The organism is Alteribacillus sp. JSM 102045, from assembly GCF_041949975.1.
Classification (GTDB): Bacteria; Bacillota; Bacilli; order Bacillales; family Marinococcaceae; genus Alteribacillus.
The window spans coordinates 1-18,203 of sequence record NZ_JBHFQG010000055.1 but is presented as its reverse complement, the minus strand read 5'-3'; the positions used below and the strand labels follow the sequence as shown (position 1 = coordinate 18,203).

Genomic DNA, 18,203 nt, shown 5'->3' with positions numbered 1-18,203 from the left:
ATCATCACCAAATATTTCTTTTGGCATGCAGTAGGAACAGCGAAAATTGCAGCGATCTATGACAGAAATACGCAAGTCGCGCAAAGGACGGTCGAGCGTATCTGTAATGAAGTGTTTTTCCATTATTCCCCTCCTAATAGGATAAAAATATTTAGGATCTATTCTAAGCATTATTCTCTCTATATTCTAACATGTCTGCTCTTCTGTTTTTATTTGTAGATATGTTGACATGGTTTCATAGTTATTAACATTTATACCTTAAAGAGAAGTTTACCAAAAATAATGAGGGAAAAAAATGACATAGCTCACAAGATGCTGAAAGTGGTTCATAAATATTGGGAAGTGCAGCATACTGGAGAGGAGTAGTGCATATATCCAGAGTAGCGGTTGATAAAAGAGCCAATTGCAGCTCCCACCATGATCCATTCGTGAAGAATGCATAACTTGCTAAAAGCAGTTCATAAAAGTAGAAAATTACGGAAGAAAAGTAGGGGATAAACCTAGAAAAGTATTCCTAAATCAAACATCTCAGCCATTCTCTTTTACAGCCCCAGTAAATACCAAACAACCGCAGGTGAAAACCTGCGGTCGCAAGGAAGAGACACAAACAGAGAATCAGATAGATAACTCCGTCTTGTCCTTTGTATAGAGGTGTGGGGGGAGTAGTCATGATATACCCGTTTTTAAATGTTTTAATCCCTTGATTCTATAAAGCTTGTTTATCCATTTTTGTTTTTAATACCTGGGAGTGCCTGTGATCGTTGGTAAAAACCATACGAGAAGAGAAGGGAGATGTTGTAATAAGAAAAGATTTTCTTGATTAACGACGAGTTATCAAGTCACCATCGCAATATAAGATCCTAGCATGCCGCCAATATGTTTATTTAACTAGCCTTTTTTTTCAATCGAACGGCTCGGTACCCTGTAAAAACAAAACTATAGCTGAAAAGGGCAATGTAAAACAAATATTGGCTTTCTGCCCAGTGATTGATAGACATAATCAATGCGGTGAAATAAACCGTAAACACCAGCCAATGATAGATCATACCAGCTCATGAAATAATACAACCAACCCCGAGACCCTCCTCTTTGTGTAATTAGCTCCATAACACGAACAAAACCCCGTCCCTTGCACACAATGGAACGGGGTTTCTGTAAGGCTGAAGCTAAGGCCAAACCCCCTATTCTGTTAACTAGTACCGTAAAACTCTTTTGCCTTCTCTAAGAAAGGCTCCGTCTCAGGCGTAAGCTCAGTATCTTCTACTATAGCCTCAACCGGGCAAACGACGATACATGCGCCGCAATCAATGCAAACGTCAGGGTCGATATAGTATTGATCTTCCCCTTCTTCAATACAATCGACTGGGCAAACTTCTACACAGTCGCCGGCTTTTTCCCCAATACAAGGTGAGGTAATAACAAAAGCCATATGATCCACCTCCTTTTTAAGTGGCCCATCTGTATAAAAATCAAGGTGTTAACAGGCATTAATGCAACTGTTAATCAGTATCTTCTATATTTTTCTTTTCATTCCTGCTAAATTCGTCGAATTTTTTTACTCGCAGGGAAGAATTGTTAAACCGGCTGTCAATTCCCATTGAAGGCACACACTTGAAGTGTATTTCGGCTCTTGCGTTAATATTCGAAAAAACAATAAAAAATTCATTTTCTTTCTTATGATAATTAATATTTACAATTCCGATAAGAAAGGTATAATATAAAATAAAGTTCATAAAACCTATGAAATTACTATGAATAAAAACATACAATGAAGAAACAAGGCGAAGCGGGGTGACGGCGTTGACATGGGAAATGGCAGTTACTGGTATCGTTATTCTGGCGATGATGGGCGCTTTAATTAAAGAAGCAGCACGTCCTGAATTTATTTTGCTTGCTGCTCTGTCTGTATTGCTTTTAACCGGTATTCTGACACCAAAAGAAGCAGTACAAGGATTTTACAATCAAGGGATGCTAACGATTGGATTACTTTGTATTGTTGCTGGAGCGGTACAAAAAAGTGGATTAGTGGAAAAGTTTGTAGAGAAGGTCTTAAACAACGGCCACACTCCGAGACAGTCCTTGTTGCGCATCATGGTGCCTTCTTCCATATTTTCGGGGGTGTTGAATAACACACCGATTGTGGCTGCTTTTACGCCGTATGTGCGCCAATGGTGTGAAAAACATGACGTCGCGCCATCGAAATTTTTGCTGCCAATTTCCTTTGCAACAATTGCAGGCGGAACAATGACGCTTATTGGTACGTCTACTAATTTAGTGGTGCACGGAATGTTGATTGAACGAGGTTTTCAAGGCTTTTCTTTTTTCCAATTAGCTGTTATTGGTTTGCCGATTACGTTATTTTTAATCCTATTTATGATTAGCTTTGGGCTGAAAATGCTGCCAAATAGAGTACCATTGATGCCGTATTTTAATGGAGAAAAACACCAAAAGCGTTTTTCAGCTGAAATGATAGTAGAAGAAACAGGCGACTTTGCAGAAAAAACAGTAAAGCAGGCAGGTTTGCATCAAAAAAATGGGACAGAGCTGCTTGGTATTGTGAGAAATGGCAAAGTCATAGAAGATTACTCTCCATCATTTAAACTGCAAGCAGGGGATGGTTTACTTTTAATCGGAAGTTTAAATGAAATTGCTGCTTTAGAAGCTCAGGAAGGACTTCATTTAGATACAGGAGCCCCTTATCAGCTTGACGGACTGCGCCAGGGAGAGAGCCAGCTTTTAGAGGTAGTAGTAACTCACTACTCCTCACTGTTGTTTAAAAAAATGAAAGATATTTTGTTTCCTCAGCAATTTGACGCTGCGATTGTCGGGGTGCATCGTTATGATGACCAGCTGGTACAGCGTATGGAGGAGATTACCATAAAACCTGGAGATACGCTGCTGCTTCTAGCAGGCCCTGATTTTGAAAAAAGATCGAGTGCAAGAAACGAATTCACGATTTTACAAACGAAAAGAAACAACAATCCTTTTCAGCCTTTTCCAATGTGGAAACGAATCTTACCCATTGTGCTGTTAGGGATAATGGTTGTTCTGGCAGCTTCTCAGGTTGTTTCCATTTTCAGTGCGGCAGCTGTTACAGTGGGGCTTTTACTCATGTTAAACATTTTGCCAATTCGGGAAATGAAAAATTATGTTCCATTTCAAGTGCTGATTGTTATATCAGCAGCATTTGGAATTGGAGAAGCCATGCTGAAGACAGGAGCAGCCACTTATTTAGCGGAAACGATGCTTCATTGGATGGCGCCATTTGGGCTGATTGGTATATTTATATTGCTGTATGTCCTCACCAATATTTTAACAGAAGTAATTACAAACAATGCAGCAGCTATTATTATGCTGCCAGTAGCAATTGAGTCAGCAGCTATTTTAGGTATTCCCATCACGCCGCTCGCTGTTATTGTAGCGATTGCTGCTTCGGCCAGTTTTATTACGCCGATCGGCTATCAGACCAATTTATTTGTCTATGGACAGGGAGGGTACCGTTTTGTTGATTTTATGAAAGTAGGTATTCCAGTCAGTTTAATGGTAATGGTCTTAACCGTGTCGATTACGTGGTTCGTATGGATTTGAGACAAAAGATGCGGTAAAAAATAATTATTCCCTTGGAAAAAACCAGTAATTTTTATAAAATAAATTATAAATATGATAGGCTGGCAAAAAAGCCGGTCTTTTTTATTGTTTAGGAAATTATATTTTTCGAAATGTGGATAACTATCTCCCTACTGTTTGATTAGCGTCTAGCTTCAGCGCCCAGCCTCTCGGGGTTAAATAACCTCCAGTCATTAAAGGCAAAGAGCGCCTTTATTGCCTGGAGAACATTTACCTGTCGAGGCTTACCAGGGCGCCTGCACTTTTGTTCCTTCAGGAGAGATCCATTTGAACCCTGCAAGAAAGATCATGTACACTTTGCCGCTTCTGTTATTAATGGGAACGATTGCTGTCGCTTCTTCCATGCCGTATGAACAACAAGACCTCCGCGGCTATATTCAGCTCCTGCCATTAGAATGGTTTGAAAATATTGCTGGAGGGATTTCATTTACTTATTCTTCTGGAATAGTAAGTATAGAAGAAAAAGGAACGGCAGGTTTTATTGAGTTTTTTATTCGAAAAGGAACTCATTTTGTCATTTATTTTAGCATGGCAGTTTTAGGTTATGTGGGCTAAAACCATTCTTGTGGAAAACAAGCTGGAAGCTGGCTGCTGCCTTTGTACTCGTTTCTGTTTTTGCCGTTATTGATGAAGTCAGGCATTTTTATCATCCTTATCGAACTGGGTTGTGGCAGGACATTGTATTAGATATAACAGGAGGTCTATACGGCATTCTTAGTTATTATTTTTTGGAAAAAACGGAAAAGAAAAAGAACAAAGCAACCTGGACTCTTTAAATAACAGCGCAATGTTCCGATATTATTTATACAACAGAAAAGGGAAGGATTGAAGAAATAATGGGCCGTTGGCTTGCTGGAGCAGTGGTTCTTACTACATTCATTGTAATTGGAGCCGGCTGGTTGAACTGGCAGAATCAAACTGACAAAGAATGGAAAGAACCAGTTATATCTGCTGAAGAATATGACCAGGATTACACAACTTCAGCAGAGGAAAAACAAGAAGGAGAACATACGTCAGAAAAAATAGAAACGAAAAATCAATCCGAACTTTCTCTGTATGATGTAACTGCTCCTTTTGAAATCAAGTTCCAACGTATCATATCAAAACACCAAGAAGAAATGGAGACCTATCTGTCGGAAGCAAAGAAAATGTATCAAAAAAAGATGCCGGCAGAATACAGGGAATACTATGAGATCGTAGATACATACCGCTTAAAGGCGGACGAGTTAGAAGAACAGACGGATGGGTTGTTTGAAAAACAGATAAAGGCGATGAAAGAAAAATTAATAGAACACGGGTATGATGTTTCCTACGCCTGGGAGTATGAATGGGAATATGAGTCAGTAAAAGAAACTAGTCGTATGAAATATGTTCGTGAACTAATAACGTTAAATAGCTTTTCCTGATGTTTCATTAGGGAATAATACAGGCTGAATTTCGCAGAAAAAGGGGCTTGATTTATGAAAAAATGGATAGGCATAGGAGGAGCACTGCTGGTTGTCCTTGCCGTACTAGGAACAATGAGTTTTAACGATAAAATAGAACAATTGCAAAAAGATGCAGACACTGTAGAACGAAACGGCAATGAAAAAAATGGACAGCTGCAGGCTGCGGAAGAAGAAAAAGAAGACGGAAAGGACGCAGAATCCGGCTCTGCTGAGGAAGAATCATTGAGTGACGAAAAGAAAGAGAATAGCGCTAATAGTAAAAACTCTAGGGAAGACTCACAGGATGAAAACAAAACAAGCAGCAGCGCAGACTCCGACAGTTCATCTTCTAGTAAAGATACCATCAGCAGTTCGGGAACTGGATCGACCTCTTCAGACAGTCCTTCTTCAGAAACATCGACTGGAGAATCAAGCAGCAATTCGAGCGAAAGCAGCCGAAGCGCCAGTGCTATTTTGAATGAATATGAAGCCGAATTCCGTTCCATGGAAAGAAATTATGAAATTGAATTAAATTCCCTGGTTCAGCAAGCGTATGATGAATACATGAATGAAGGAGAAGTAGATGAAAGTGAGTACAAGTCCAAAGCTCGAAGTCTACAAGGTGAAGCGGACAGTGCTTTTTATGGAAAATATGAGGAACTTCAAAGTGAATTAAAAGAAAATGGCCATGACACATCTCAAGCTTTTCAAGTAAAAAATAAATATGAAGAAAAAAAAGAAGCAAGACGATCAGATCTTGAAAGTCTTGCTCAAAAGTGAAAGAAAGCAGGCTTAAAAGAGCCTGCTTTCGGCGTGGTCTAAAAGATTAATTTTTTACTCTATTTCGTTTCTATTATACATATTATAGTTCATTAGACTTGAAAACTAAATTATTGTAAAATATTTCCCTGTTTTGTAAGATTAAAGTACTACATTTAGAGTTTCGCTTAAATACATAATAAAAATCGTAGATGAGGTGAGGAGAAAACATGAAAAAATTTCACTATAGCAAGCAAGCTATGAAAATGATGCTTGCAACAGCAATCGTAGCATCACCACTAGCCAGAAGCACACCCTTAATAAGCACACCGGTAGCGCAGGCGGAAACTACAGAAAATGATATCTCAGAAATTGCACAGAAGTTTTTTAATAATTTTTATGACGGAGCAGATGGAGAGACTTTGAAAGATGCTCAAATAGAAACTTCGGAAGATATTGATTGGCATTATCCTGAAGAGATCAAAAATAATACAACGAAAGAAGATGCATATTGTGGTATTATTTCAGGTATTTCAAAAGTAATCTTTTCTGACTACAGCAACGCTAGTGACTTAGAAGACGCTATTAATGATTTTAGAAAAACCGAGCAAAAAGAAAATTTTGATGAAATTTTTGAGGACGGCGAAGCGACTACAGATAATTTTATAGATTTATTTAGAGAGATTGAAAATGTATTAAATGATAAGAAAAATTTATTAAGCTTTGCTAATAAATCCTATGATCAGGCAATCGAAGAAATTGTTAATTCAGTAATCAATGAAGGAAACCTTGATGAACTGGAAGGTCAATTAAATGAGGGGCTAGGCATTGGTATAGTAGAGTTCGTAGAGTTATTGGGAGATTTTAATTCTGAAATTGACCCTCAGGGTAAAGCAAGATCTGAATTGGTTTCTGCTTCTATAAGTAATCGTAATTTAAAAATAAATGATTTGGAAGATGTTAAAGAGGGCGAGCCTATTACTCCAGTTTTTAATGTTAATTTTCAAGATGTAGCTGACGTAAACGTAGCAAAATCGTTTAATTGGTATGTTATTAATGAGAATGATAAAGAAACGAAAGTGTATTCAAAAGGAAATGGTGATGTAGATTTTTCTATTGATTTAGCAGGGGACTATGAAGTAGTAGCAAAGTTAGATCGCTTGTCCGATAGTGATGCAGAAATTGAAATAGCAAGAACTCCCTTAGTAGTTGAAGAAGACAGAAACACTGGCGGCAGTGATGGCTCTAGCGGCTCTGGTGGATCTGACAGTGATAACAACGATCAGGATGAGGGTCAGGACGATAACACAGCTGAACCGGGTGGTGACTCGTATGAAGATGAGCGTACTAGTGATGAAGATGGTACAGAGCGTGTCATCCACCGGGTGGATGCGGACAAGCTTGCCGAAGACCTGGAGAATGCGGAGAATGTGGAACGTGTGAGCTTTAAGATTGAAAAGGAAGAAGGAGAGCATGGAGAATTGCGTTTATCCTCTCAAGCCCTGGATGTCGTTCGGGATAAAAACCCAAAAGCTCAAATCGAAGTGGAGTCCGAGGTAGGTTCTATTCGTCTTTCCTCTGATTAATTAAGTGAAGAGCAGCATCTTCGTTCTGAGCTTGGATTATCTGATGAAGATGATAGTGATGTGGAAGTAAGTATATCTGCAAACGTGTCTTCCGATGATAATGATGTGCTTGGATCCAACAACCTTAACGCAAAACCTTCTGTCGTAGAATTTAAAGCAAGCATTCATTCTGGTGATAAAGAAGCTCCGCTGACTCATTTTAACCGCCACGTTGAACGCGACATTGTGGATAACGAGGAGCTTGATGAAACACATGCTGTTGTTCTTCGACTTGATGATGAAGGAAATGGCTTTACTGCTGCTCCAACCATTGTTAACGAAAATACAGCCACCTTTAAATCACAGTCTTTTAGTAAGTACGTGATCGTAGAAAATGAAGCGGAGTTTGACGATGTACCGTCTGATTACTGGGCAAAAGAATACTTCGATAAACCTTGGCTCCCGCTTTATTTTCCAAGGACGCGATGACAATACGGTAGCTCCTGGAGAAGAAATGCGCCGTGCCCAGTTTGCTGCTTTACTTACTCGTGCCCTCGGTCTGTCAGCAGAAGGCGAGTATGATGGTGAATTTACTGATGTGGAGTCTGATGACTGGTTTACTGACGAAATTCAGGCAGCCATTGAACAAGGCATTATTCAAGGGCGTAAAGATGGCATGTTTGCGCCAAACGAATCTGTGTCCCGCCAGCAAGCAGCCGCAATGCTTTCTCGTGCGATGGAAAGTACAGGTTTTGACGAAGATGAGCTGGACACTGATAAATTCGCAGCTTCTTTTGAAGATACGGAACGTATTGGTGAGTGGGCTGTAGAAGATGTGGAACGTTTAGTACAAGCAGGAGTTATTACCGGCCGTAAAGATGGTACCATCTTTGATCCAAAAACAGGCACCACTCGTGCGCAAATGGCTAAAATGCTTGATGAATATCTGAAGTTTGTTCACTTCAGCAATTAAAACGAAGCAGCTCCCAAATAAACCTCTCTTAAGCTTTTCGGCTTAGGGAGGTTTTTCTATGGAAAGAGTGTGCTATACTTACAACAAAACTTTCACATGGAAACTAATGGATTTAAAGAGAAACAAAAATGGCTAGACAGCGAACGGTGGAGAAACTACAGCTTTTTGAGGCGACAGAAAAAATGATTTTAGAAAACGGATAGGATTATATGATGCATGTGTTGAACCAGCTTATGGAAAAAACGGATGTATTAAAAACACCACACCCCTTTTGAAGAAAAAATAAAAGGGTCTATTTCCTTATGGGTTGAATATGCTGATATATCAAGCATTTCAAATTCTTCCTTTTAGCGATGGGGAAAGCCCCCACTCGTTCTTTGTCGCAGGAGCAATGGGTGCACTCTATTTACCACGTCCTAATGAATGGCATGACACAATAGTTAAAAAACGTTTGATTCTCCTGCATACTGGGAATGATCAAAATGACACAAATGTCACTAATTAGTGGAAAAATAAACCTCTGGCAGCAGGCATACCAGAGGTTTTTTCAAAGGATAGTTTGTGATGGGGGAAAACGAGAAAGGAACATATTTAAAGGGAGAGAATTGCCTGCTTTGGAAAGGAAATGGGTAAGTTTAGGGGTTACGAAGAAGTATGTGTCTCCTTTACATTCATCACAGGTACATTTTCAGTTGGGGTCAGAGGTGCTCCGACGCCATCCTGACTGCTTGATTGATTCGTTGAAACAGTCGGAGAAGGAGATAAATTTTGATTGGAATTTAACTTGAGAAAACGTACTTGATCGGCATTGACTTCGACAACCTGGACTCGTTTTTGATCTTTATTTTCATAAATTCTCGTATGAATCCTGCCGTTTACTCCAACGAGAGCGCCTTTGTGGCAGTACATTGCCGTATTTTCTGCTTGCTTTCTCCATACCGTAATCGGTACAAAATCAGCATCAAAGTCGCCTTGCATATTACGAAATGACCGCTGTACCGCCAATGTAAAGTTACAGACAGCTGTGCCATCTTTCGTATAGGTTAATTCTGGATCTCGTGTAAAACGGCCGACAATCGTGACCTGATTAAACATAAAATGCTCCTCTCTGTTTTTTTAAAGGATTTCTGAATTCATCGGTTGAAAAAGAAACTCTTCAAAGTACTGGTGTTTGGGAGATGGGAAAAGACGCAGGGTGCGATCCAGAGTCAGCAGAGGATGGAGCGGTTCTTCAGCGGGTTGAGGAGAAAGATACTCACGGGCACTGCTCCACCGGTAGGCTAATAGGTCATTTCCTAAATCTTCACGAAGGGGAGTGAGATGGATAAACTGAGAAGTTTCAAAAAAGTGCGTTTCATCCTTCAGTGGCTCGGAAAGATATCTTCCTTGAAACACATGCCCGCGCAGCTGGTGTCTGCGGTTAAAATACATGGCGTAGCTTGTCTGCAGGCGGTGCATAACTGTGGAAAGGTTTGTGTGAAAGGTTTCTATTAACAAATGAATCTTGTTAGGAAGAAGAGAATAAGCGTGCAAGTCAAAGTCATAGTCTGATTTTAGTTTTGTTAATAGATATGTGTAATGGGAATAATCCTTTTCATCATAAAAAAGTCTGGAGTTTCTGATTCCCTGTGCTTCTATGCGGTACGAAATCCCTGGAAACCAGATCCGCTGCTGTCGAGGCAATCAATCTTCACCTCCTTATCCTTAAAAATATACGAAAAAGAAAAACAGGAGCAATAAGCACTGAAAGGTGAATCTTAGAAAGAGGAATTGTAAGCGAAGGGGGGAGCTTATAAGAAAATAGGTGATAAAACGTAAACGGCCCTCCTTTTCGATAGAATAACCTAAATATAGCAGATTTCTAGGCAAAAATCATCAAAAAATTTTTACAATTTTATGTGGGGCCAGACCCCGCTCAAAATCCCATAATGTTTACAAGAAAGTAACACTATTTTTGGGGAGGTACTGAAATGATAGATTGGCTCGTTTATTTTTTTTTGCTTGTATTAGTCGGAGGATTAACGTTTTTTCAGGTGCCTGTCATTGACCCGCCAGTCGGACAGCTAAGCACTGTATATCCAGTACATCAGCTGAACAAGTGGAGGCTGATAATTACAGATTCCCTGGAAACCTCTCTTTTAGAAGTATAGAGATTAATGATATTTCAAGTCCTGGTTCCTGCTCTTTACATGGTAAAGCAAAAACACTGCACGGGTGAAAAAAGACGGGAAGACGGTCTCGCAAAATTACTAAAGACTGAAGGAGCTTATATTTGCTGAATTTTACGTGTTTTCAGGAGGTTTTACATATTTAGAAGAAGGAGAGTAGCTTCCATCCATTTCATGTACCAAAAAGCTGCCCTTCCCGTTTTTGGGCAGTTTAACCCTGTACTGGACTTTTTTGTTGTGAAGGTAGCTAGCGAAACACTAGAAACGATATAATAAAATGGGATTATACCATTTGGGAGGTGGGGAAAAGGATCTTGAATGTAAGATCTGAGTGCATCATGATTACAAACAGCCAAAAGCGACTATCATCATTTTGTAAAATGGCCATTGCAACCGTCACCGTAAGCTCTTTTTTGTACATAAGTGAAGAAACACCTGAGAAAGGAACTTTTGAGCCTAAGGAAGTAAACGCTCAATCGGCAAGTTTTCCAGATGTGAAAGAAAGTTACTGGGCATTTGACGAAATAACGTGGGCAGAAAACTCAGGGCTGATGACTGGTTATAAAGACGGCAGCTTCGGTCCAGGGGATGAAATGACAGAAGCTCAGTTTGTGACTATCCTTCAGCGGTATTTCGGTTTTGAAGGCAGCAGCGGTGGAGGCAGCCACTGGTCGCAGCCGTCCTATCAAGCGCTGTCTGCTCATTCCTTAAGAATGCCAGGGCTTAGGGATGATTCGGTGAAAAACAGGGAAGTGACACGCGGTATTATCAGCCAGGCTCTTGCTCATTCCCAAGGCCAAGAACCTGGCTTAGAAAAATCAGTAGCATGGATGTTTGAAGAAGACCTGACGACGGGTCGCCAGCATGGCAATACGCAAACCGAACGCTATGACGTCAATGGCAAATTGACGCGCGCGCAGGCAGCAGTATTCTTCAAACGCCTTCATGACAGCCGGTTCATGGACTGGCAGGCTGAAACGTTGCTTGATATGACATCGGAAGGCTCGAATGCTTATACAGAAAAAGTACGTTCGTTGTATAATGAAGCAGGGGTCACCTTATATGCGCGCGATAACAGCAGTTTTGCAACAGCTGATCCGGAATACTATCATCTTTTTCAAGCGTATCAAGGAGAACGCAGAGAATATGTGATTTCACGGACAACCGAATCTAATTTTGAGCTGGCTTCTCAGGCTGCAGCAGCGCTTGGAGCACCGCATACGTCAGAAGAAATTTTTGAAGCATTAATCAAAGCTGACAACACAGAAGAAGAACAGCAGCTTGGTGAAATAGAAATCATTCCGCGTCCTAATGACATATTTATGCTGTGGGACGAGCCGGAAGAGTAAATCAAACGGGAGTGAATCTTGTGAAAGTAAGAAAAGCAATTATTCCAGCAGCCGGACTTGGGACAAGGTTTTTGCCGGCAACAAAGGCTCAGCCAAAAGAGATGCTTCCTATTGTAGATAAACCGACCATTCAATATATAGTCGAAGAGGCGATTGAGTCTGGAATAGAAGATATCATTATTGTTAGCGGCCGCGGCAAGCGTGCGATTGAGGACCATTTTGACAAATCATATGAATTGGAAGAAACCCTGTCTAAAAAGAAAAAATGGTCGCAGTTAGAAGAAGTCCAAGCCATTTCAAACATGGCAAATATTCACTATATCCGCCAAAAAGAACCAAAAGGATTAGGGCATGCGATTGCCTGCGCGAGCAGCTTCGTTGGAGATGAACCGTTTGCGGTGCTGCTTGGAGACGATATTGTAAAATCAGAAAAACCGTGTTTAAAGCAGCTGATAGAGACGTTTGAACGCTACCATTCCTCTGTAGTAGGCGTGCAGCAGGTGCCGGATGAAGACGTATCTAAATATGGTATCGTAGAGCCAAAAGGACAAGAAGTTGAGCCGGGTGTTTTGCATCTTGAGGATTTAAAAGAAAAGCCGGCACTTGAGGAAGCTCCTTCTAACTATGCGATCATGGGCCGTTATGTTCTGCGCCCGGAAATCTTTGAGATTCTAAAACAGCTTCCGCCAGGCTCGGGTAATGAAATTCAATTGACGGATGCTATTAAAGAATTAAACCAAAAGCAGGCAGTGCTTGCTTATCAATTCGGCGGTGTCCGCTATGACGTTGGGGATAAGTTTGGTTTTATTAAAGCTACGCTTGATTTTGCTCTGAATCGTGAAGATTTAAAGGAGCCGCTTGAAGAATATTTAAAAGAATCATTAGTAGAGCGCACAAGCAAATAACAGAAAATCCTGTTTTTCGGGCTGTCCGGGAAACAGGATTTTTTTCTGACAGAGCAACAGTCCTGAAAACTATCTTTTTTGTAAGAAAGTTTCACGTGCATTAAAACCTGTCTTCATAAAAAAACGTCCCCTTGCTTTTAGGAACGTTTTTAATACGCATTAGTTTACCATACCGACAGCTACTTTAAGGTTGGAGTTTCTTTCGCGGATCGCATCCATTAAATCTTTGTCGCTGATTCCTTCTTTTTTCGCAATAAGGTAAGTAAGCTGATACATGGTACCAAGGTTTGTCGTTTCCACCATGTTCAGCTGATGATATTCTAAGTATTCTTCAAAAATATCATCAAACACATTTTCATAGTGCATGTTCTCCGGTATCGTAATTTTTAAAGATTTATATGATCCTTTGATCCCGCCATAATCGAATACAAACAAAACATAAATTAATATTGATAGTACCACGGTAAACATAACAGCCAGCGCATAAAAACCAAGTCCGCAGGAAATACCTGCTGCCATACCGAAAAAGATAAAAGCGATATCTTTTGGATCGCTCATGGCGCTTCGGAAACGGATAATAGAAAATGCACCAACCAAACCGAAGGCTACCGCAATGTTATTTCCGATAACAATCATAATAATTGCTACAACAACAGACATAATGATAATCGTATGCACAAACGATTGAGAATAGCGGCCGCTTTTATGTGTTTTTTTATACAAGAATGTAATGATCAAACTAAGTATAAAACTAAGCGCAATAGCAGCCATGCCTTCTAACACAACAGCTCTTGTGGTTAAATCTGAAAAATCTCGAATTTCATTCATAAATTGATTCATGAAAATTTCTCCTCAACTAAAGTCCATGACTAATTTTATTTGCATTTTTGTGTTGTTTTACACACAAAAAAGGAGGAGGCTGTTTCAAAAGAAATGGAGCGGCAGGAACCAACCAAAAAACTTTGGTCTAAAAGCCCTCTGCTGACACTTTTGAAACAACCCCGTAATTGTTAATCCATTTAACATTATAGATTTTGAACAGTTTCCTTGCAATAACCTTTTCTCAGCATCTAAACGATTAATGACTTTGTCTCTTCATCTTCAGAATGACGAGCTGTGCGCTGCATTTCTTCCATAAGATCAATGCTGGTGCAGAATTTCGATACACTTTTTCGGGGACATTCAAAATCACTCAGCAGTCTTGACAGCCAAAATGGAACACTTTGTGAAACTTTCACTTCCATGACGACAAGGTTTGGATCAACAAAATAAGTACCGTCTGGACCATCTTCAATATGAAGGTTATCGTCTCTTGCCATCAAATTATAATCAAATGTCACACGTAAATCGGAATCTTCAATGCCGTGAAATGCTTGCCTGTCATAGCTTACCACGACACGTGGTTTTAATCCGTACAAGCTTCGGAAAGATTCTACTTCGTTCATAATCTGTGGATTTGAAGGGTCATACACTCGCAAATCTCCATTTTTATTCCCGTATTTCAAATATTCATAGGCGTCTGCTAGTTTAATTTTTGTGCGGCGTTTATTTACCACCTTGTTAAATTTCTTTTTTACCTCAAGAAAAGCAGGACCGTTAATTGCAGCGTCATCGTAAACGCGGAGGCGGAGCTTTTGACGGAAACGCAGTTTGTTGCGTGTTTCATAATAAATTTTTTTATCATCTGAATCAAAATAAAGGCTGACGATATTATAGCGGCCAAACCCATCGCCAAATTTGTCGTACCGCATTTTTTCGTTTGCTGTAAGCTGATCAGCGATCTCTTTGTATTTTTCAAATGGAATAAGATATTTTAATTCATACCGCTGAAAAATTTCTTTTGCCAGCATCTTTATTCACCACCTTCTATGACCTGCTGCGTATATTATAAGTATAAAAATTTACATAATTAACCGAACGTTAACAATAGCTTTACAATATTAAAATTATACCATTTATGAGACGAGTGGGATATGGTTCATGTTGCATATTTTTTTCCTTTTTGAAATGTAAATAAACTTTTAACAAATATGCCATATCTCTAAAGAAGATATGAGAAACCACACTGTTTGAAGCGAAAGGAGTCTGCTATAATATAGGCTGGTCTGTTTTTGCAAAAAACTCTTTACCAATATAAGCAATTTAGAAAAAGAAAGGCGGGGACCACACTTTGAACCGTAAACATTCAAAAGGAGCAGCACTGCTTCTTATCCCGATCGCTGTGGTCATTGGTATCATTGCTTTTATTTTTGCTGATAACAGCAGTGTAGATTTCGCTGATGAAAATTTGGAAATGGCTGTCAGGGAAGCATTAGACCAGCCGGAGGGCCTGATTAGACAGGAAGATTTACAGAAAGTGGATGCGATTGATTTAAGTTACAGCAGCATTGAGTCACTCGAAGGAATAGAAAAATTAATAACGGTTCGGGATCTGGACTTAGAAGGAAATCGTATTGAAGATCTTGAACCTTTAGAGGATTTAATATACTTAGAAGACCTGAACCTTCGCGGAAACCATGTAGAGAATGTTTCGGCCCTTGAAAAAATGGAGAGAATGAGGACACTTGATTTGAGGGAAACTGGAATAGACGATTTAGAAGCCATTTCCCACATGACCGCATTACAGGATTTAAATGTGAGGGGCAACAATATTTCTTCTATTGAACCAATTAAAGATATGGTGGAACTTCGCAAGCTGAACGTTCGTAATAACCATATTGAGGACATATCTGTATTATCCGGGTTAAATAATTTGGAAGATCTTAATTTACGGCATAATGTCATTCAGGATTTTTCTCCGGTGTTTCATCTGCCTCATTTAACAGAACGGTTATTTGTAGAAGGAAATCCTGGCGTAAATATGAAAGATTTCCTTCCCCTGTTTGAACAGGTGGATGACATGGATATCGATAAACCCGAGCTCGCTATTGTTTTCAATCAGGATGGAGGTTTTTATGAATCGCCTCAGATGGTTGAATTAGAGCAGCTGATGGAAGAAGAGGAAGGAACGATTAGGTACACAACCGATGGAAGTGAACCTGATGAAGAATCCAAAGAATATACAGAGCCTCTAGAAGTCGATGAAACGACCGTTATAAAAGCCAAGTTTTATGATCAATATGGAAACGCTGGTGAAATGGTTTCAAATACGTACATTATCGGGGAAGAAAGCACGTTCCCGATTGTTTCCATAGCAGGGAATCCTGATGATTTCTTCGGAGAAGCAAACGGTATATATACCGAAGGCGCCAATTATGACGAAGATGCTGAGAACCCTGATGAAACAGCGAATTATGCCCAGAGTGGAGATCAATGGGAACGAGAAGTCAGCGTGGAAATGTACAAGCCGGACGGCACGAATATGATCCACCAGCAGGCTGGAGTCAGATTGCACGGCAATACAAGCCGCTATTATCCAAAAAAATCATTCCGTCTGTACGGCCGTTCTGATTATGATAGTGAAAATACATTCAGTTATCCGATTTTTGAAAGCGAGGATGACAGCGAGTATAATCGTCTTCTTCTTCGTAATTCAGGTAATGACTGGGACGAAACGGTTTTTCGAGATGCTTTTATGCAAGAGCTTATCAGCGGATTTGACGTAGAAAAACAGGCGTTTGAACCGGCAAACCTGTATTTAAATGGAGAGTACTGGGGCATTTACAACTTAAGAGAACGCATAGACAAACACTACTTTGAGTATAAATTCGGTATTTTAGAAGAAGATCTAGAATATCTTGAAAACAATGCCAATGTTAGAGAAGGGGATAATCGTCACTATCAAAAGATGCTTTCTTACATTGAGCATAACGATATAACTGACCCGCAGGTTTATGCACAGGTCAAAGAACAAATGGATATTAACAATTTTATCGATTATAATATCGCAGAAATTTACACCAGAAACACAGACTGGCCGGCAAATAATAACCGGTACTGGCGTGAAAAGCCAAATGGCAAATGGCGCTGGACTGTATTTGATTTAGATTTTGGTTTTGATCTGTCCGGGGTGAGCGAAACCGCTGCTCATCATACGCTTGATTTTGCCACGGAAGAAGGCAATGACAGCTGGCCTAATCCTGATTGGGCAACTTTCCTTTTGCGAACACTGCTTGAAAATGAAGAGTTCCGCGCTCAGTTTGCCGGCAAATTTGCACATTATCTGAATACTCATTTTGATGATGAAATTGTGATAGAGAAGCTGGCAGAGTTTGAAGCCATGTATGAACCGGAAATGGAGCGTAATATTGAACGCTGGGGCGAGCCGGAAAGCATGGACAAATGGAAAAAAAACGTAGATGTGATGAGAGAATTCGGTCAGGTGCGCGATGACTATATGTATGCACATTTATTCGATTATTTTGATTTAGAAGGCTATGCGGACCTTACGTTTAATGTTGATGGAGAGCATGATATTGAAGTATATGGAGAAAGCGTTCCATTGGAAGATGACGCGTGGAAAGGTACTTATGCTGCCGGCATCCCTCTTGAAATAAGAGTCGATGGAAAGCCCGCACAGCTTTCTTCCCAGGATGACAGCAGTTCCTCCATCGATGAAAAAGGAAGATTAATACCAGATGCTTCCGGAAAAGCAGAGGTTGAGCTTGCTGATAATGAAGGAGAAGCTGTCGGAACCATTCAGGTTCAAGGAACTGCTGTTCAAAAGGAAACACTGACCATAGAAGCCGGAAATGAATGGAACTGGGCCGATGAAATGAACACAGATGGCGAGTATGCTTCCATTAGTGACTCAGACATAGGAGAAGTAGATGGAGAGACCTTTAACGCTGAAGGAGCAGGGGAAGGCCTTCTTACCATTCATAAAGAAAACGATGAAGTTACCGCTATGGTTCGTCTAGAAATAGTGGACCCGGCTGATGAAGAGCAAGTGTATAACGAAGATCATCCGGCTGTAAAATATGAAGGAAGCTGGCAGGAAAGCACAAACGAAGACCACCATGAAGGAACAGCTTTGTTTAGTGAAACAACAGGAGATAAAATAGAAATTACATTTGAAGGCACTGGTATTCGTTGGTTTGGCTATGAAGGGGTCACCCAGGGAATAGCGGAAATAGAAGTAGATGGAGAAAAAACGGAAGTAGATACTTTCGCAGAAGAACCTGCTTTTAACACAGAATTGTATAGTATTGAGGGATTAGAAGACGATATGCATACCTTAACCATTACGGTAACTGGTGATACACAGGAAGATGCGGTAAACCACCGGGTGCACATCGACAGCTTTGAAGTTCTTCAATAACCGAATACGAGAAGAGAAAGCGAGCATTCCCAAATCATGGGGCTGGACTAACCTAAAATAATGGGACAATATAAAACACCTTCGAAATGGTACAATCAATTAAGTACATTCTCGGAGGTGTTTTTGCATGGGCAAAAACGTTTATTCTAAAGAAATAAAGTGGGCGGTTG

Annotated in this window: 17 protein-coding genes and 1 pseudogene; 12 read left to right on the top strand and 6 right to left on the bottom strand. The window is 40.1% G+C overall.

Translation table 11 applies throughout. The features are described from left to right. Window positions 1-123, bottom strand: a pseudogene (locus ACE1TI_RS20585) (GTP 3',8-cyclase MoaA); the annotation flags it as partial. A gap of 1,066 nt (window positions 124-1,189) precedes the next feature. Continuing rightward, the gene (locus tag ACE1TI_RS20580) at window positions 1,190-1,429 is read right to left on the bottom strand and encodes a DUF362 domain-containing protein (protein ID WP_375009401.1); all 240 of its coding nucleotides are present in this window, start codon (window positions 1,427-1,429) and stop codon (window positions 1,190-1,192) included. 371 nt (window positions 1,430-1,800) lie between these two features. On the opposite strand from ACE1TI_RS20580, the gene ACE1TI_RS20575 reads away from it, so the two are divergent. The 8 genes from ACE1TI_RS20575 (at window position 1,801) to ACE1TI_RS20540 (ending at window position 8,351) form a co-directional block, all read left to right on the top strand. Next, the gene (locus ACE1TI_RS20575) at window positions 1,801-3,588 is read left to right on the top strand and encodes a sodium:proton antiporter (protein WP_375009400.1); all 1,788 of its coding nucleotides are present in this window, start codon (window positions 1,801-1,803) and stop codon (window positions 3,586-3,588) included. A 306-nt stretch (window positions 3,589-3,894) separates the two neighbouring features. Next, complete coding sequence (locus ACE1TI_RS20570; protein ID WP_375009399.1) at window positions 3,895-4,182, top strand: VanZ family protein; 288 nt, start codon at window positions 3,895-3,897, stop codon at window positions 4,180-4,182. An 8-nt stretch (window positions 4,183-4,190) separates the two neighbouring features. Continuing rightward, a complete protein-coding gene (locus tag ACE1TI_RS20565) occupies window positions 4,191-4,403 on the top strand; it encodes a VanZ family protein (RefSeq protein ID WP_375009398.1) in 213 nt (70 codons plus the stop codon). A gap of 60 nt (window positions 4,404-4,463) precedes the next feature. After that, window positions 4,464-5,033, top strand: a complete 570-nt coding sequence (locus ACE1TI_RS20560; protein ID WP_375009397.1) for a hypothetical protein — start codon at window positions 4,464-4,466, stop codon at window positions 5,031-5,033. Between the two features lie 54 nt (window positions 5,034-5,087). Beyond that, window positions 5,088-5,834, top strand: coding sequence for a hypothetical protein (locus tag ACE1TI_RS20555; RefSeq protein ID WP_375009396.1), 747 nt, complete (start codon window positions 5,088-5,090; stop codon window positions 5,832-5,834). A 209-nt stretch (window positions 5,835-6,043) separates the two neighbouring features. Next, a complete protein-coding gene (locus ACE1TI_RS20550; protein WP_375009395.1) occupies window positions 6,044-7,399 on the top strand; it encodes a hypothetical protein in 1,356 nt (451 codons plus the stop codon). Window positions 7,400-7,459: 60 nt separating this feature from the next. Next, on the top strand, window positions 7,460-7,867 hold the full coding sequence (locus ACE1TI_RS20545; protein WP_375009394.1) for a hypothetical protein: 408 nt from the start codon (window positions 7,460-7,462) through the stop codon (window positions 7,865-7,867). Further along, window positions 7,791-8,351 carry an S-layer homology domain-containing protein gene (locus ACE1TI_RS20540; protein ID WP_375009393.1) on the top strand — a complete coding sequence of 187 codons (561 nt, stop codon included), beginning with the start codon at window positions 7,791-7,793 and terminating at the stop codon, window positions 8,349-8,351. The genes ACE1TI_RS20545 and ACE1TI_RS20540 overlap by 77 nt, the downstream gene beginning before the upstream one ends. A gap of 642 nt (window positions 8,352-8,993) precedes the next feature. On the opposite strand, the gene ACE1TI_RS20535 is transcribed toward ACE1TI_RS20540, so the two are convergent. Both ACE1TI_RS20535 and ACE1TI_RS20530 read right to left on the bottom strand, forming a co-directional pair. Next, entirely contained in the window at window positions 8,994-9,446 is a 453-nt protein-coding gene (locus tag ACE1TI_RS20535; protein ID WP_375009392.1) for a single-stranded DNA-binding protein, read from the bottom strand. A 21-nt stretch (window positions 9,447-9,467) separates the two neighbouring features. Continuing rightward, window positions 9,468-10,034 carry a transposase gene (locus tag ACE1TI_RS20530; protein ID WP_375009391.1) on the bottom strand — a complete coding sequence of 189 codons (567 nt, stop codon included), beginning with the start codon at window positions 10,032-10,034 and terminating at the stop codon, window positions 9,468-9,470. 287 nt (window positions 10,035-10,321) lie between these two features. Between ACE1TI_RS20530 and ACE1TI_RS20525 the strand changes: the two genes are divergently transcribed. The 3 genes from ACE1TI_RS20525 to galU all read left to right on the top strand — a co-directional run bounded on the left by ACE1TI_RS20525 (window position 10,322) and on the right by galU (window position 12,773). Then, on the top strand, window positions 10,322-10,501 hold the full coding sequence (locus ACE1TI_RS20525; protein WP_375009390.1) for a hypothetical protein: 180 nt from the start codon (window positions 10,322-10,324) through the stop codon (window positions 10,499-10,501). A 332-nt stretch (window positions 10,502-10,833) separates the two neighbouring features. Further along, entirely contained in the window at window positions 10,834-11,868 is a 1,035-nt protein-coding gene (locus ACE1TI_RS20520; RefSeq protein WP_375009389.1) for an S-layer homology domain-containing protein, read from the top strand. Window positions 11,869-11,888: 20 nt separating this feature from the next. Beyond that, the gene (gene galU, locus ACE1TI_RS20515) at window positions 11,889-12,773 is read left to right on the top strand and encodes a UTP--glucose-1-phosphate uridylyltransferase GalU (protein WP_375009388.1); all 885 of its coding nucleotides are present in this window, start codon (window positions 11,889-11,891) and stop codon (window positions 12,771-12,773) included. A 159-nt stretch (window positions 12,774-12,932) separates the two neighbouring features. Here the strand turns inward: galU and ACE1TI_RS20510 are convergent, their stop codons facing one another. Together ACE1TI_RS20510 and ACE1TI_RS20505 are read right to left on the bottom strand one after the other, a co-directional pair. Further along, window positions 12,933-13,613 (bottom strand): DUF4956 domain-containing protein, encoded by a 681-nt coding sequence (locus ACE1TI_RS20510; protein ID WP_375009387.1) that lies wholly within the window; start codon window positions 13,611-13,613, stop codon window positions 12,933-12,935. Window positions 13,614-13,843: 230 nt separating this feature from the next. Then, window positions 13,844-14,623 (bottom strand): VTC domain-containing protein, encoded by a 780-nt coding sequence (locus ACE1TI_RS20505; protein ID WP_375009386.1) that lies wholly within the window; start codon window positions 14,621-14,623, stop codon window positions 13,844-13,846. 320 nt (window positions 14,624-14,943) lie between these two features. On the opposite strand from ACE1TI_RS20505, the gene ACE1TI_RS20500 reads away from it, so the two are divergent. Continuing rightward, complete coding sequence (locus ACE1TI_RS20500) at window positions 14,944-18,033, top strand: CotH kinase family protein (protein ID WP_375009385.1); 3,090 nt, start codon at window positions 14,944-14,946, stop codon at window positions 18,031-18,033. Window positions 18,034-18,203: the final 170 nt, after the last annotated feature.